This is a genomic window from Nostoc sp. DSM 114167 (assembly GCF_052692655.1).
Genome location: NZ_CP195116.1, coordinates 4,567,625 through 4,585,667, shown reverse-complemented (window position 1 = coordinate 4,585,667; position 18,043 = coordinate 4,567,625). Strand labels below are relative to the sequence as shown.

Annotated in this window: 3 protein-coding genes; all 3 read left to right on the top strand. The window is 41.5% G+C overall.

All coding sequences use genetic code 11. From position 1 onward, the window contains the following. Positions 1-47 precede the first annotated feature (47 nt). The 3 genes from NSTC731_RS19575 to NSTC731_RS19565 all read left to right on the top strand — a co-directional run bounded on the left by NSTC731_RS19575 (position 48) and on the right by NSTC731_RS19565 (position 17,954). Positions 48-5,876 (top strand): AAA family ATPase, encoded by a 5,829-nt coding sequence (locus NSTC731_RS19575; protein ID WP_445626393.1) that lies wholly within the window; start codon positions 48-50, stop codon positions 5,874-5,876. Between the two features lie 73 nt (positions 5,877-5,949). Continuing rightward, a complete protein-coding gene (locus tag NSTC731_RS19570; protein ID WP_445626392.1) occupies positions 5,950-11,820 on the top strand; it encodes a trifunctional serine/threonine-protein kinase/ATP-binding protein/sensor histidine kinase in 5,871 nt (1,956 codons plus the stop codon). Between the two features lie 113 nt (positions 11,821-11,933). Further along, positions 11,934-17,954, top strand: a complete 6,021-nt coding sequence (locus NSTC731_RS19565) for an AAA family ATPase (RefSeq protein ID WP_445626391.1) — start codon at positions 11,934-11,936, stop codon at positions 17,952-17,954. The last annotated feature ends 89 nt before the right edge of the window (positions 17,955-18,043 follow it).

The window sequence follows — 18,043 nt, the reverse complement described above, 5'->3', positions numbered from 1 at the left end:
ATATATCTGGGAACACTATATCTATAAATCGTCATTCCTTCAGCAGTATGGTCAACACTCTTGTTAGGATTCCCGGATATCACATAACTGAAGAACTCTACAATGGTTCGAGAACCCTAGTTTATCGAGGGTATCGGGAAGCTGACTCCTTACCAGTAACGATCAAACTGCTGAAAAATCCCTATCCCAGTTTTGGCGAACTTTTGTCGTTTCGCAATCAGTACGCCATTGCGAAAAATCTCAACTCACCGCTAATCGTCCAAAGCTACAGCCTCCAACCCTATCAGAATGGCTATGCGCTGGTAATGGAATTTGGGGGGATTTCTCTCAAAGAATGGCTCCTCAGCCAAAGCCGACAATCTCTACAAGAATTTTTAGAAATTGCGATCGCCCTGTGTGACACCTTAGATTTACTCTACCGCGAGCGCATTATTCATAAAGATATCAAACCTAGCAATATATTAATTAATCCCGAAACCAAACAAATTAAATTAATCGACTTTAGTATTGCATCTTTGCTACCACAAGAAACGCAGACAGTAATCAATCCTAATGTATTAGAAGGGACACTTACTTATATTTCCCCCGAACAAACAGGCAGAATGAATCGGGGGATTGACTACCGCACAGACTTATATTCACTCGGCGTAACTTTCTACGAATTACTGACGGGAGAATTACCTTTTGCATCAAACGATCCGATGGAGTTGGTGCATTGTCATATTGCAAAACTTCCACCGCTAGTATATGACATTAACCCACAAATCCCATTTGTACTCTCGGAGATTGTCAAGAAATTAATGGCGAAAAACGCCGAAAATCGATATCAGAGTGCGTTGGGATTAAAGTTTGATTTAGAAAATTGTTTAGAACAACTGCAAGAAACTGGGGAAATTCACAAGTTTGAAATAGCAACTAGGGATGTGTGCGATCGCTTCATCATTCCCGATAAACTTTATGGCAGAGACATGGAGGTTCAAACTCTCCTGCAAGCATTTGAGCGAGTCAGCCTTGGCGCAACAGAAATGATGCTGGTTGCTGGGTTTTCGGGGATTGGCAAAACTGCTATTGTCAACGAAGTGCATAAGCCGATTGTGAAACAACGCGGCTACTTTATCAAAGGCAAATTTGACCAGTTTAACCGCAATATCCCGTTGAGTGCCTTTGTACAGGCATTCCGAGATTTAATGGAACAATTGTTAAGCGAAACTGATGAGCAACTGGCGCAGTGGAAAGAGAAAATCCTCTGTGCTTTAGGTGAAAATGGGCAAGTCCTAATTGAAGTTATTCCCGAACTAGAGCAGATTATCGGCAAACAATCAGTAGCCCCAGAACTCAATGGTAGTGCCGCCCAGAACCGCTTCAACTTGGTATTTGTGAAATTCATTGCCGCGTTAGCTACACTAGAACATCCGTTAGTGATGTTCTTCGATGACTTGCAGTGGGCAGATTCAGCCTCATTGAAGCTCATGCAAGTGTTAATGAGTCAAAGCGAGGTGGATTCCCTGCTAACAATCGGGGCATACCGAGATAACGAAGTCTTTCCCAGCCATCCCCTAATGCTGACACTGGAGGAGATGAAGAAAGCTGAGGCAACTATCAGTACCCTTACCCTCACCCCGTTAAGTCAATCTCAGATCGATTGTTTGGTTGCCGACACCCTCAGTTGTTCCACAGTTCTAGCACAACCCCTAGCAGAGTTAGTCTATCAAAAAACCAAAGGCAATCCCTTCTTTGCTACCCAATTTCTCAGAGCTTTGCATCAGGAAAACTACATTACATATAACCTGGAAGTTGGACACTGGCAGTGCGATATGGTGTCGGTGAAATTGCTCTCGCTTACTGATGATGTGGTTGAATTCATGGCGCAGCAATTACAAAAGTTGCCACAAACCACTCAAGAAATACTGAAGCTGGCTGCTTGTGTGGGGGCACAGTTCGATCTGGAAACATTGGCGATCGTTTCCGAACGATCGCCAACCAATGCAGCCACAGCATTGTGGAAAGCTTTGCAGTTAGGCTTAATTTTACCCACGAGTCAGATTTACAAGTTTTTTCAGGATGCCCAAAAGTCCCAAGGGGAGACAGTTAATCCGACCTATCGGTTCCTGCACGATCGCGTCCAGCAAGCTGCTTATTCTCTGATTCCTGACGATCGAAAGCAAGCGACTCATCTCAAAATTGGGCAATTGCTGTTGCAAAATACCGCACCTGAAGCCATAGAACTGAATGTTTTTGATATTGTTAATCAGTTGAACAATGGAATTGCTCTGATCGATCGGATCGGCGATCGCTATGAGTTAGCGCAGTTGAATCTGATCGCTGGCAAAAAAGCAAAAGTTTCCACAGCTTATAAGGCAGCCATTAAATACTGTGCGATCGGCATGGAAATCCTTCCGGAAGATAGTTGGCAGACTGCCTACGATCTCACATTTCAGCTTTATCGGGAATGTGCAGAGTGCGAATACATTACAGGACGCTTTGACGAAGCAGAACGACTCTTCCATCAGGCATTACAGTACGTCGAGAATAAATTCGAGCTAGCAGAGATTTATGGACTGCAATTAGCCCTGAGATCCAATCAGGGAGAGAATTTACTCGCCGCTTATGAGGCTGCACTGAGTGGCTTGAGTGTTATGGGGATGAGCATTCCGGCAACTGATGCAGGTCAGCAAGCGCTGATTGAAAGCATACTCAAGGAGATCCGCGTCAAACTGGAAACTGTACAACCCGCAGATTTATTCGATCTGCCTGCGATGACCGATCCGGCGAAGAAGGTATGTATGTCAATCCTCCCCGATCTCTGGGGGGCTGCTTATGTCGGTGGCAATCAAGCGCTAACAATTCTCAGTATCCTGTTAATGGTTCAGACTTCCTTCACCTATGGCAATGCCGAAAGTTCGGGCTGCGCTTACTGTTTGTATGGGATGATGCTGACAATTCAAGGAGACTATCGCAGTGCTTATGAATTCGCTACCTTGGGGCGAAAGCTCGATCGCCAATTCAATAGCGCCAAGTTCATTCCCAAAACCAATAACGTTTTTGGTCATACAATCAATCCCTACAACAGGCCACTGGTTGAAAACCTCGCAGTTTACCAACAATCTCTTCAGATTAGTTATGAAACAGGTGATATTGGATTTGGCATCTGGGCAGTAGTATGTCTGATTTGGACGATGCTGTTGAAGGGTGATTGCTTATCAGAGGTGTATGCCGAAACCGAGAAATACTTGAGCTATGTGCAACAAGTAAATAACGCGAACATGACGCTGACATTTAACCTCCAGCAGCAATTTCTGTTGCACCTGCAAGGTTTGTTGGCCGAACCCGATCTGCTAGTCGATCGCGGCGATCGCCAGATTGTCTGTCTTGATGCTTGGCAGAAGAATAATTTTGAAGCTGGGATCAATTGGTATTGCTTCTTGAAACTCCAGCTATTGTACTTGTACGGTCGCTATGCTGATGCCCTGGAAGTTGCTGCGATTGCTGAAAAAACCCTGGCTTCTAATCTTGGTCTGTTTCCGATTATTTTATTCCACTTCTATTACCCGCTGAATTTAGCCGCGCTTTATCCCCAAGCAACCCCAGAGAATCAACAGCACTACTGGGATGTGATGCAGCAGCACCGCCAGCTTCTAGAAACCTGGACTAAGACCTGTCCAGAGAACTTTTTGCATCAATCGCTGTTGCTTGGGGCTGAAATGGCAAGAGTTTCTGGTAATTACGCAGATGCGATCGCCTGTTACGATCGCGCCATTATCGCCGCCAAAGAAAATCACTTTACCCAAATTGAAGCTCTTGCCAACGAACTAGCAGCAAAGTTTTACCTGGAATGGGATAAGGAGCGGATTGCTCAGGAGTATATGATTCAAGCTTACTATGGCTATGTTCGTTGGGGAGCCAAAGCCAAAGTCGCTGATTTAGAAAAATGCTATCCTCAACTACTTGCTGCGATATTACAGCAAACCCGTTCTCCCGTTTCAATTAACGAAACCATTTTCGCTTTGGGGAGCGTTACATACACCAGTTCGGCCACTTCTAGCAGCAGTTCTGATTCCCTAGATTTAGCCGCTATTCTCAAAGCTTCCCAAACTCTCTCAGAGCAAATCGAACTTGAAAAACTGCTTTCATCGTTGCTGAGAATCGTCATCGAAGATGCAGGGGCCGATAAATGCGTGTTAATGCTGTTGCGAGACGATCGCTTGTTGGTCAAAGGGTTGATTGTTGAGGGGTCACAACCAATTGTATTGCAGCGCATTCCCATTGAAGAAAGCCAGGATATTCCCCTGAAGCTGATTTACAAAGTCAAGCACAACAGGCAGACTGTTGTCCTAGTGGATGCGACAGCAGATCCCACCTTGGCCAACGATCCGTATATTGTTCGTCAACAGCCGAAAAGTATCTTGTGCAGTCCAATTTTGCATCAAAGCAAGTTGATGGGCATTTTATATCTAGAAAATAATTTAGCAATGGGAGCATTTACCAGCGATCGCGTCGAACTGCTGAATTTAATCTGCGCTCAAGCCGCCATTTCTCTGGAAAATGCTCGACTCTACGAACGTTCCTTAGAATATGCTCAACAGTTAGAGCGATCGCTTGTCGAATTGAGTACGAGTAACTCTCGCTTTGAGAAACTTGTAGACAACGTGCCTGGGGTTGTTTATCAGTACCAGATATCTGCTAATGGTGCAATGTCTCTCACCTATATGAGTAGAGAATGTTATGAACTATACGAAATTACAGCCGAACAAGCGATCGCTAATGTGCAGCTGCTCTTGGAGAGAATGCATCCAGATGATGTCGCAAGCTACCAGCAGTCTGTTATTGACTCAATGCAAACCTTAACTGATTTTGACTGGTCAGGGCGAATTATTACACCATCTGGGATGATTAAATGGATTCACTGCCAAGCCCGAATAGAACAAAAAGCCGATGGAACTATAGTTTGGGATGGATTCTTGTTGGATATTAGCGAACGCCGAAAAGCAGAACTTGCTTTAGAGGAAAAATCGCTCTTATTACAACAGGCGCTAACCGATTTGCAAAACGCCCAATTACAAACGATCCAAAGTGAGAAAATGTCTGCTTTGGGTAACTTAGTTGCTGGTGTTGCTCACGAAATGAATAATCCTTTGGGCTTTATTGCTGCTAGCCTGCAACAAACTAAACCCGTTATTGCCGATCTTACCGAACACCTGAAACTCTATCAAAAAACTTTCCCAAATAGCAGTGAGGAAATTATTGACCATGCCGAGCAAATTGATTTGGAATATAGCTTAGAAGACGTATCTAAGGTAATTGAATCGATGGCGATGGCGTGCAACAGGCTGAAAAAAATCAGCACTTCACTCTGCACTTTTTCTCGTGCCGATCGAGATTATAAAGTGCAATTTAATCTTCACGAAGGTATTGATAGTACCCTTCTTATTCTCAAACATCGCCTCAAAGCTAATCAACAACGTCCAGCTATTGAAGTGATAACTAACTACGGTAATTTACCGCAAATTGAATGTTTTCCTGGCCAATTAAATCAGGTATTTATGAATATTATTGCCAATGCTATTGATGCTTTAGAAGAGTCGAATATTGGACGCAGTTTTCAAGAAATTCAAACCAACCCTAATTGCATTACAATTAATACTTCACTTGCAGATAGTGTTGTAAAAATTACCATTGCTGATAATGGCAAAGGAATAAGTGAATCAGTTAAACAAAAGATTTTTGACCATTTATTTACTACAAAAGCTGTGGGGAAAGGAACGGGGTTGGGGTTGGCGATCGCTCGACAAATCGTTGAATCAACCCACGGCGGTAAATTGAGTTGCAACTCTGTTCTTGGTGAAGGTACAGAATTTGTGATTGAATTTCCAGTGTAATTTTTGGCTCGTTTAGTAAACAACTTCAGACATCTGGGAATACTAAATCCGGAAGTCTTAAAGATTTAGCAGTATGGTTAGCACTCTTGTCAATATTCCTGGATACAAGGTTAGCGAAGAACTCTACAATGGTTCTAGAACCATTGTTTATCGAGGGTATCGAGAGACTGACTCATTACCTATAGTTATTAAACTCCTGAAAAATCCTCATCCGAGTTTTGGCGAACTCTTGTCGTTTCGGAATCAGTACACCATAGCTAAAAATCTCAACTCACCGCTAATAGTCCAAACTTATAGCCTAGAACCCTATCAAAATGGCTATGCGCTAGTGATGGAAGACTTTGGCGGGATTTCTCTCAAGGAATGGGGAATCAAGGGAAGGCGACAATCTCTACAAGAGTTTTTAGAAATTGCGATCGCCCTGTGTGACACCTTAGATATACTCTACCACGAGCGGATTATTCATAAAGACATAAAACCTAGCAATATTCTCATTAATCCCGAAACCAAACAAGTTAAATTAATCGATTTTAGTATTGCATCTTTACTACCACGAGAAACCCAAACGCTAGTCAATCCCAATATCTTAGAAGGAACACTCGCTTATATTTCCCCAGAACAAACAGGCAGAATGAATCGGGGGATTGATTACCGAACTGATTTTTATTCTTTGGGTGTGACATTTTACGAGTTACTTACAGGAAATTTACCTTTTGCATCAAACGAGCCAATGGAATTGGTGCATTGTCATATTGCTAAACTTCCACAAATTTTAAAAAATAGAGAAGATATTCCCCAAGTTATTTGCGATATTGTGATGAAATTGATGGCAAAAAATGCCGAAGATCGATATCAAAGTGCCTTGGGAGTCAAGTTTGATTTAGAAAATTGCTTACATCAGCTACAAGTTGATGGCGAAATTCAGTGTTTTGAAATTGCTCGTAGGGATGTGTGCGATCGCTTCATCATTCCTGATAAACTTTATGGACGAGAAACCGAAATATCAACTTTACTCCAAGCCTTTGAGAGAGTCAGCCTTGGTGCAACAGAAATGATGCTGGTAGCAGGTTTTTCGGGAATTGGCAAAACTGCGGTTGTTAACGAAGTTCATAAACCAATTGTTCGCCAACGCGGTTATTTTATCAAAGGCAAATACGACCAATTTCAACGAAATATTCCCTTCAGTGCATTTGTACAAGCATTCCGAGATTTAATGAGGCAATTATTAACCGAAAGTGATGCACAAATTCAGGAATGGAAAAGCAAGATTTTAGATGCTGTTGGGGAAAATGGACAGGTAATTATTGAAGTCATCCCCGAATTATCAAAAATTATTGGCGAACAACCACCCGCTATAGAATTATCAGGAACGGCGGCGCAAAACAGATTTAATTTATTATTTCAACAATTTACCCAAGTTTTTACCAGTGTTAAACATCCATTAGTGATGTTTTTAGATGACTTGCAATGGGCAGATTCGGCATCATTGAAGTTAATGCAGCTATTAATGGCTGATACAGGTCATCTTTTGTTAATTGGTGCGTACCGCGATAATGAAGTAAATGCAGCACATTCATTAATGTTGGCTTTGAGTGAAATCAAAAAAAACAAAGCGACGATTAATACAATTACGTTAGCACCACTGAGTCAACTAAAAGTGAATCAGTTAGTTGGTGACACACTTAAATGTACAGAAACTTCGGCATGGACTCTTTCTCAATTAATTTATCAGAAAACTCAAGGAAATCCGTTTTTTGCAATCCAGTTTCTCAAAGCATTACATCAAGAAAATCTTATTCAATTTAATATTGAGTTAGGCTGTTGGCAATGTGACATTACCCAAGTGATGACTCAAGCCGTTACAGATGATGTTGTTGCCTTTATGGGTTTTCAATTGCGAAAACTACCGCTATCAACTCAACAGGTGTTACAGTTAGCTGCTTGTATTGGGAATCAGTTTGATTTAGCAAGTTTGGCAATTGTTTCTAAACAATCTCAAATCGAAACGGCTGCGACTTTGTGGAAAGGATTACAAGAAGGGTTGATTTTACCGAACGGTGATGTTTATAAATTTTATATTGGGCAAGAAAGTCTTGCACGTACACCGGAAAATATTCAGACTGTTACATATAAATTTTTACACGATCGCGTCCAACAAGCCGCTTATTCTCTGATTCCCGATGACCAAAAACAATTGACGCACTTAAAAATTGGGCAATTGCTTTTAAGTGTAATGAGCGAGACGGAAAAAGAGGAAAAAATCTTTGAGATTGTCAATCAATTAAATAAAGGAGCCGATTTAATTGTTGCAGAAATTGAACGTGAGGAATTAGCAAAGCTAAATCTAGTTGCTGCCCAAAGAGCTAAATCTGCAACCGCTTACGTCGCAGCAATTGAATACGCCACTAAAGGGATACAACTTCTCACAACAAATTGTTGGCAGCAATGCTATGAACTAACGTTAGCTCTGCATGATTTAGCCGCAGAAGTAGCCTGTCTGAGCGGTGATTTTAGGCAAATGGAGCAGATAGTTGACGAAGTAGTGCAAAATGCCCGTCAATTACTAGATAAAGTGAAGGTCTATGAAGTAAGAATTTTGGCCGAGGTGGCCCAGAGTCAACAGCCCAAAGCTATTAAAACCGCTCTTTCGACTTTGGAATTATTTGGAGTATTGTTTCCAGAACAGCCGACTGACGCAGATATTACTGAAAGTTTGCAGCAGACTCAAGATGTCTTAAAAGGAAAACATTTAGAAGATTTCTTGGAACTGCCGGAAATGACAGACTTCCAAGCCCTGGCAACAATCCGAATTTTAGCAGCGGTGACAGCAGCAGTCTATCAAGCGGTTCCAGAATTACTGCCGTTAATCGTGTGTAAACAGATTAGGTTATCAGTAGAATACGGTAATGCTGCGGTATCAGCACAGGCTTATGCTTGGTATGGAGTCATTTTGTGTGGTATTGGAGAAATAGATTTAGGCGATCGCATTGGCGAACTGGCAATGGGACTACTATCACGCTTCCAAAGCAAAGAATTTAAAGCCAGCACGATTAACATGGTTTATCCCTTCGTGAAGCCTTGGAAACATCATATTCAAAATTCACTCGCTCCTTTACTCGACGGATACCACAGCGGTCTGGAAATGGGTACTTTAGAATATGCTGCCTACTGTGCCTACAATTACTGTTCGCTTTCCTATTTTCTCGGAAAAGATTTGTCAATCTTAGAACCAGAGATGAAGGTTTACAATCAGGCATTGGCTCAACTCAAACAGGAAGTTGCTCATAATTATTTGAGAGTCTTTTACCAATCCGTTTTAAATTTACTCGCCGAGAGCAAGTGCCCTTGGGAAATTCAAGGTGTAATCTATGACGAACAAATCATGTTGCCCTTGCATCAAAAGGCAAACGATCTTTACGCAATGGGAACACTGTATATCAATAAATTAATTCTTTGTTACTTGTTTAATGAGTGGGAACAAGCTATCAAAGTGGCGGCTGATGCCAAACAATATTTAAGTGGAGTATCCGGCTGTTTTATGGTGCCGGTGTTTCACTTTTACGATTCATTGACTCATCTAGCGATGTTACCCAACGCTCAAGGTAAAGAATGCCTCCCCCAGCAAGTTGTTGACAACCAGAAAAAGCTCGAACAATGGGCAAACCATGTACCCAAAAACCATTTACACAAATTTTATTTGGTTGAAGCAGAGCAGTATCGGGTATTGGGGCGGATGTATGAAGCAATGGATTACTACGATCGCGCGATCGCTTCTGCCAAAGAAAACGCATATATCCAAGAAGAAGCACTAGCGAATGAACTTGCTGGCAAATTTTACCTCAACTGGGGGAAAGAAAAACTCGCCCAAGCATATATGCAACAAGCATATTACTGTTACGCACGTTGGGGGGCAAAAGCCAAAATTGCCGATCTGGAAAGACGCTATCCGCAACTGCTAGCCCCTATCCTCCAGCCAACCCATTCTCCTTTCTCCACTAACGAAACAATCTTCTCGTTAGCAAGTGTTACACCCACGAATTCCGGCACTTCCCACAGTAGTAGTGTTTCTGTTGCTTTAGATTTAGCTGCTATTCTCAAAGCCTCTCACACTCTTTCCGGCGAAATTGAATTTGAAAAACTGCTTTCATCGTTGCTTGAAATCGTCATTGAAAATGCTGGGGCTGATAAATGCGTGTTTATGCTGTTACGAAACAATTCGCTAGGCGATACCAAAGGCGAACATCTGCTAATTAAAGGGTCAATTACCATGGGGATGCAGCCAGTAGTGTTGCAACGCCTTCCCGTTGAGGACAGTCAAGACATTCCCCTGAAGCTGATTTACAAAGTGAAGCACGATAGACAGACTGCTGTGATACTTGATGCAAGTGCCGATCCAACCTTAGCCAACGACCCCTATATCATCCGTCAGCAGCCGAAAAGTATTTTATGTAGCCCGATTTTGCATCAAGGTAAATTGATGGGCATTTTATATCTAGAAAATAATTTAGCAACGGGGGCGTTTACTAGCGATCGCATTGAACTGCTGAATTTACTCTGCGCCCAAGCGGCAATTTCTTTAGAAAATGCCCGACTTTATGAGCGATCGCAGCAATATGCCCAACAGCTAGAGCGATCGCTTGATAAGTTGAGCGCCGCCCAGTCTGGCTTGCAAGCATCCCAGCAACGACTCCAGCTATTGGTTCAGCAAACTCCATTGGCAGTTATCGAGTGGGATACCAATTTTCACGTTACTGACTGGAACCCAGCCGCAGAAAGAATCTTTGGCTACAGCAAACAAGAGGCTTTGGGTCGTGACTTCAAATTCATCATTCCTGAAATAATTCAAGCAGAAATGGAGCGAGTCAGCGTCGAAATTATATCCCAGCAGGGCGGCAATTACAGTATCAATGAAAATGTAACAAAAGATGGTAAAATTATCATTTGTACTTGGTATAACAATCCGCTTGTAAATGCAGATAACGAGTCAATCGGAGTTGCTTCCCTAGTAGATGATATTACAGAACAGCAAACTGCGCTACGCGAACGCAAAGTTGCCGAAGCCCAACTTCAACAAAAAGCACAAGAGCTAGAAACTGCTTTACAAAACCTGCAACAAGCACAATTACAAATGGTGCAAACTGAGAAAATGTCTGCACTAGGCAACTTAGTTGCTGGTGTAGCTCACGAAATGAATAATCCCCTTGGTTTTATTGCTGCTAGTCTTCAACAAGCTAAACCTACTATCGCTGATATTGTTGAACATCTCAGACTATATCAAGAAAGTTTACCCAACAAAAGCGATGAAATCGAAGACCACGCCGAAGAAATCGACTTAGATTATAGCTTAGAAGACTTGCCCAAGATGATTGATTCTATGTCTATGGCGTGTGACAGGCTAAAGAACATCAGCACCAGTTTGAGAACTTTCTCTCGTGCCGATCAAGACTACAAAGTACCTTTTAATATCCACGAAGGCATTGATAGCACTATTCTCATTCTCAAACATCGTCTCAAGGCCAATGACCAACGTCCGGCGATTCAAGTTGTTACCAACTACGGTAATTTACCTCAAGTAGAATGTTTTCCCGGTCAATTAAATCAGGTATTTATGAATATTTTTGCTAATGCTATTGATGCATTGGATGAATCTAATCATGGACTCAGCTTTGAAGAAATTAAAGCCAATCCTAACTGCATTACAATTACAACCTCAGTCGAAAATAATCTAATTAAAGTTTCCATTACTGATAATGGCAAGGGAATGAGCGAATCAGTTAAACAAAAAATATTTGACCATTTATTTACGACGAAAGCTGTTGGTAAAGGGACGGGTTTAGGGTTGGCGATCGCTCGTCAAATCGTTGAAGAAACCCACGGTGGAAAATTAAGTTTTAACTCGATTCTGGGTCAGGGTACAGAATTTATGATTGAAATTCCGGTATGAATTTCGGACACTTTTTGTTTGCGCCGCTAAATCTTTAAAATTTCAAGTCGTGAAGCGACGGGTTCGCTTGATATCTGGGAACACTATATCTGGAGTCTTAAAGATTTAGCAGTATGGTTAGTACGAGAGTCAATATTCCCGGATATCAGGTTAGCGAAGAACTCTACAATGGTTCTAGAACCATCGTTTATCGAGGATATAGAGAGACTGACTCATTACCTGTAGCGATCAAACTGCTGAAAAATCCTTATCCGAGTTTTGGCGAACTCTTGTCGTTTCGTAATCAGTACACCATAGCGAAAAATCTCAACTCACCGCTAATAGTCCAAACCTATAGCCTAGAACCCTATCAAAATGGTTATGCGTTGGTAATGGAAGACTTTGGGGGGATTTCTCTCAAGGATTGGGGACTTGTACTGAGCGTTCGCGTAGCGTCTCGAAGAGAAGCCGAAGTAGTGGGGAAAAGCTTAGAATCTTTAATGGAGTTTTTAGAAATAGCGATCGCCCTGTGCAACATCTTAGATATATTGTATCGCGACCGGATTATTCATAAAGATATCAAACCCGCCAATGTTTTAATTAATCCAGAAACCAAACAAGTTAAATTAATTGACTTTAGTATTGCATCGCTATTACCACGGGAAACTCAAACACTGATGAATCCCAATGTCTTGGAAGGGACACTTGGTTATATTTCTCCCGAACAAACAGGAAGAATGAATCGGGGGATTGACTACCGGACTGATTTCTATTCTTTAGGTGTCACTTTTTATGAACTACTTACGGGTGAGTTACCGTTCCATTCAAACGATCCGATGGAGTTGGTACATTGTCATCTAGCAAAACTTCCACCACTTTTAGGGGATAGGGAACAGGGGACAGGGAATAGAGAAGAGATTCCCCAAGTTCTCTGTGATATTGTCATGAAATTGATGGCAAAAAATGCTGAAGACCGCTATCAGAGTGCATTAGGACTGAAATTTGATTTAGAAACTTGTTTATCTCAACTCCAAGAAACTGGTGAAATTAAGCATTTCCCAATTGCTCAACGAGATGTGTGCGATCGCTTTATTATCCCTGATAAACTTTATGGACGAGAAACAGAAGTAGAAACTCTCCTGCAAGCATTTGAGCGCGTTAGTACAGGTGCGACAGAAATGATGCTGGTGGCTGGTTTTTCGGGTATTGGGAAAACCGTTGTAGTTAACGAAGTCCATAAACCAATCGTCAAAAAACGCGGTTATTTTATCAAAGGGAAATATGACCAATTTCAACGAAATATTCCCTTTAGTGCTTTTGTGCAAGCCTTCCGCGATTTAATGGGGCAATTATTAACCGAAAGCGATGCTCAAATCCAGCAATTTAAAACCAATATCTTAGCGGCTGTAGGTGATAACGGACAGGTGATTATTGAAGTCATCCCCGAATTAGAAAGAATTATTGGTCAGCAACCACCTGTTACAGAATTATCAGGAGCTGCTGCCCAGAATCGGTTTAATTTATTATTTCAAAAATTTACCCAAGTTTTTACTAGTGTTGAACATCCATTAGTGATGTTTTTAGATGATTTGCAATGGGCAGATTCAGCATCATTGATGTTAATACAGTTATTAATGGCTGATACCAAACATCTTTTGTTAATTGGTGCTTATCGTGATAATGAAGTGAACCCAGCACATCCATTAATGTTGACTTTGAATGATATCCAAAAAACAGCAGCCACAATTAATACAATTACTTTAGCGCCTCTGAGTCAATTGCAAGTGAATCAATTAGTTGCTGATACACTTAAATGTACAAAAGATTTGGCATTACCTGTTTCTCAATTAGTATTTCAGAAAACTCAAGGTAATCCGTTTTTTACCATACAGTTTCTCAAGGCATTACACCAAGATGGATTAATTAAATTTAACTTTGAATCAGGATATTGGCAATGTGATATCACCCAAATAAATCAGCAAGCAGTTACAGATGATGTTGTTAATTTCATGATATGTCAATTACAAAAACTGCCTGATTCAACTCAAAAGGTGTTGCAGTTAGCTGCTTGTATTGGCAATCAATTTGATTTAGAAAATTTGGCAATTGTTTCGCAAGAATCAGAGATTGAAACGGCTGCAAGTTTATGGAAAGCTTTACAAGAAGGGTTGATTTTACCGATTAGTGATGTTTATAAGTTTTATCATGATTCGTCATTGGTCATCCCTTCTCTGCGAGACGCTATGCGTAGCTTGCTTCCACGAAGTGGTACGGCTCCGCTCAGGGCGAGTGGTCAGTGGTCATTAGAAAAGAGCGAACGAATCACAAAGGACATAGGACAAAAGACAGCTTATTATAGATTTTTACATGACAGAGTACAACAAGCTGCCTATTCTCTAATTCCTGATAACCAAAAACAAGCAACTCACCTCAAAATTGGTCAATTACTTCTACAAAATTCTTCTCAAATAGAACAAGAAGAAAAACTGTTTGATATTGTCGGGCATTTGAATTTAGGGCAAGAGTTGATTGGACAATCAAACGAACGAGAAGCCTTGGCTCGGCTTAACTTAGCAGCAGGAGATAAAGCGAAAAATTCCACCGCTTATGCTGCTGCTAGAGTCTATTTACAAACTGGAATTGAGCTACTTACAGCGAATTGCTGGCAAGATCGATATGAATTGACCCTGAGTCTCTATGTTGCCGCCACCGAAGCCGCCTACTTGAATGCTGACTTTGATGGCATGGAACAGATCGCAGTACAGGTGTTGAAATCAGCCCAGACGATTTTAGACAAAGTTAAAATTTACGAAATTCAAATTGCTGCCCAGACAGCCCAGACCAGAATATTAGAAGCGATCGCAGTTGGCAGAGATGTACTCTTTCAATTGGGGGTTGAACTCCCCACTGCACCTGACGAAGCCAAAATTAGCAAAGTACTACAGACTGTAGCCAGCCTTCAAAGCGGCAGAGAAATTGAAGAATTAGTCGATCTACCTGTCATGAGCGATGCCTGCGGCGGGCAAAGCCAACGCCAAACTCAGGCAGCCATGCAACTCTTAGGAATATTATTTTCACCGATTCTACAGGCAATGCCCGGATTACTGCCCATACTGAGCGCAACGATGGTGAGTTTATCACTCCAGTTTGGGAATACACCTGCATCAACGGTGGGGTATATGATTCACGGTATGGTGTTGTGTGCCTTTTTGTCAGAAGTGAAAACAGGCTATAGCTTTGGGCGATTAGCAATGAATTTGCTTGACCGATTTAATGTCGGGGAATTCAAGTGTAAGATTCTACTTCTGTTTGCGGCCTGGATTCAACATCATCAGGAATCTCTCAGGGCAACGATGCTGACGATGAAAGATGGCTATGCAACTGGTATGGAAACTGGTGATTTTCTCAACGCTGGCTACAACTCGCTCAATTACTTCATTGCCAAACTTTTTGCTGGGGTAGAACTGGACATTTGGGAACCCGAAATAGCAGGTTACAGGGCTGTCTTAGTGCAGGTAAAACAACATTCTGCCCTGAGTTATTTGGATATGGTGCAGCAGACTGTGGAGAACTTGAGGGAAGCCCGTATTCTGTCGGATTGCTTAATTGGCACTGCCTACAATGAAACGGCGATGCTTCCTAAGCACCATCAAGACAAGGATCTCTCGGCGATCGCTATTGCTTATACTTACAAACTGATACTTGCCTACTTTTTTGGTAACTACACGGCTGCCCTAGACCATAACGCCCAAGCCAAACAGTATTTGATGGCAGTATCAGGCATGATTTTTATTCCCATTTTTCATTTCTATGCAGCCCTGACGCATTTAGCGCTCTTGCTGGCACAGCCAGAGCCAAAGCAAGCCGAATTTCTCGCTTTGGTAGAAACCCATCAAATCACTTTGCACCAATGGGCGCAAAATGCTCCCATGAATCATCTACATAAATGGCATTTAGTTGAGGCTGAAAAACAACGAGTGTTGGGCAATAAAGCAGAAGCACTTGAACATTACGATCGCGCCATCTCCCTCGCCAAAGAAAACGAATACGTTAACGAAGAAGCACTTAGCAATGAACTAGTAGCCAAATTTTATCTCGACTGGGGTAAAGAAAGAGTTGCCCAAGCATATATGCAAGAAGCATACTACTGCTACGCTCGTTGGGGTGCAAAAGCCAAAATAGAAGACTTAGAAAAACGCTATCCCCAACTACTCCAATCGATTCTGCAACAGCAACGAATCAACTTCAATACCTTAGAAACTATTAGCTTTCGTGGCACTTCCTCATCTACTCGCACTTCTACCACTGGCAGTACTGGTATTTCCCAGACATTAGATTTTACCTCTGTTCTTAAAGCCGCTCAAGCTATCTCCGGTTCTCTGGAATTAGATCAACTCATTGCCAACTTGACCCAGATTATCCTAGAAAACTCTGGTGCCAAGAAAGTTGTACTAATTCTTCCCCAAGATGAGGATACTGCCGGGCGGGGGGAACCCTTATTGAAGAAAGTATCTGGCGATCGTTGGCAAGTTAGGGCAATTACTTTTATTAATCATAACCAAATACAAACCATTCTAGAACCACAATCACTCGTTAATTGTCAAGAGATTCCCGCAAAAATTATCAATTACGTCAAAAATACTCAACAAACAGTTGTTATAGACAATTGCAAAACAGATATTATTGGGTTGATTGGGGAATATATGCAGCGAACACAACCCCAGAGTGTATTATGTACCCCGATTATTAATCAAGGGCGTTTAGTAGGGATTCTTTACCTAGAAAATCAACTAACGCAAGGGGTATTTACTAGCGATCGCCTTTCTATTGTAAATTTCCTCTGCACTCAAGCTGCAATTTCTTTGGAAAATGCCCAGTTATATAATCATCTCCAGGAACGAGAAAAGTTCCTCAATAGTATTTACGAAGGTGTTGGCTGTCTTATTTTTGTGACTGAGATCCGGGATGATGGCAGGTATGAGTACACAGGATGGAGTAAATCTTGCGAATTAGCGGTTGGTATACCTGCTTCTCAAGTGCTAGGTAAAACTCCGCAAGAAATAATGGTTCCTGACGAAGGTGTAGCAGTCGAGCAAAAATATTTGCATTGTTTTCAAACCGGAAAACGCATCACCTATGAAGAATGTTTAACATTTAATGACCAGAAAATTTGGTGGTTAACCACACTCAGCCCTTTAAAAGATGAGACGGGCAAAGTTTATCGTATAGTTGGGACAACGATTAATATTAGCGATCGCAAACAAGCTGAATCAGCAGTTACAGAAAAATCTCAAGCACTCGGAACAGCTTTAGAAGATTTACAACAAGCGCAATTACAAATTATTCAAAGTGAGAAAATGTCTGCATTGGGTAATTTAGTTGCTGGTGTAGCCCATGAAATGAATAATCCTTTGGGCTTTATTGCTGCAAGTCTCAAACAAACTAAACCCACTATTGCCGATGTTGTGCAACACTTGAAACTTTATCAAGAAAGTTTACCTAATCCAAGTGCTGAAATTATCGACCATGCAGAAGAAATTGACTTAGATTATAGTTTAGAAGATTTACCCAAGGTAATAGATTCAATGGTGATGGCGTGCGATCGCCTGAAAAATATCAGCACTAGTTTAAGAACTTTCTCCCGTACCGATCGAGATTACAAAGTGCCATTTAAAATTCATGAAGGAATTGAAAGTACAATTTTAATTCTCAAACATCGCCTCAAAGCCAATGAACAACGTCCAGCAATTGAAGTAATAACCGATTATGGCACTTTGCCTGAAGTTGAATGTTTTCCTGGACAATTAAATCAGGTGTTTATGAATATCCTAGCTAATGCCATTGATGCCTTAGATGAGTCGAATACTGGGCGGAATTTTGCAGAAATCCAAAAAAATCCTAACAAGATTACAATTAAAACCTCATTGCAAGACGATCGGGTTACAATAACGATTGCTGATAATGCTAATGGCATGAATGAAGCAGTCAAGCAAAAGATATTCGATCATTTGTTTACAACAAAATCTGTGGGAAAAGGAACGGGTTTAGGATTAGCGATCGCTCGTCAAATTGTTGAAGAAACCCACGGTGGAAAATTAAGTTTTAACTCGGTTCTGGGTCAAGGTACAGAATTTATGATTGAAATTCCGGTATGAATCTCGGACACTTTTTGTTCGCGCCGCGTCTCGTAGAGAAGGGATAGGATTAGCGCCGATTTTCTTTGACTCTAAATCTTTAAAATTTC

What these genes read in the sequence shown, in the direction of transcription:
- NSTC731_RS19575 (WP_445626393.1), top strand. Translation starts at nt 48, where the DNA reads ATGGTCAACACTCTTGTTAGGATTCCCGGATATCACATAACTGAAGAA.
- NSTC731_RS19570 (WP_445626392.1), top strand. Translation starts at nt 5,950, where the DNA reads ATGGTTAGCACTCTTGTCAATATTCCTGGATACAAGGTTAGCGAAGAA.
- NSTC731_RS19565 (WP_445626391.1), top strand. Translation starts at nt 11,934, where the DNA reads ATGGTTAGTACGAGAGTCAATATTCCCGGATATCAGGTTAGCGAAGAA.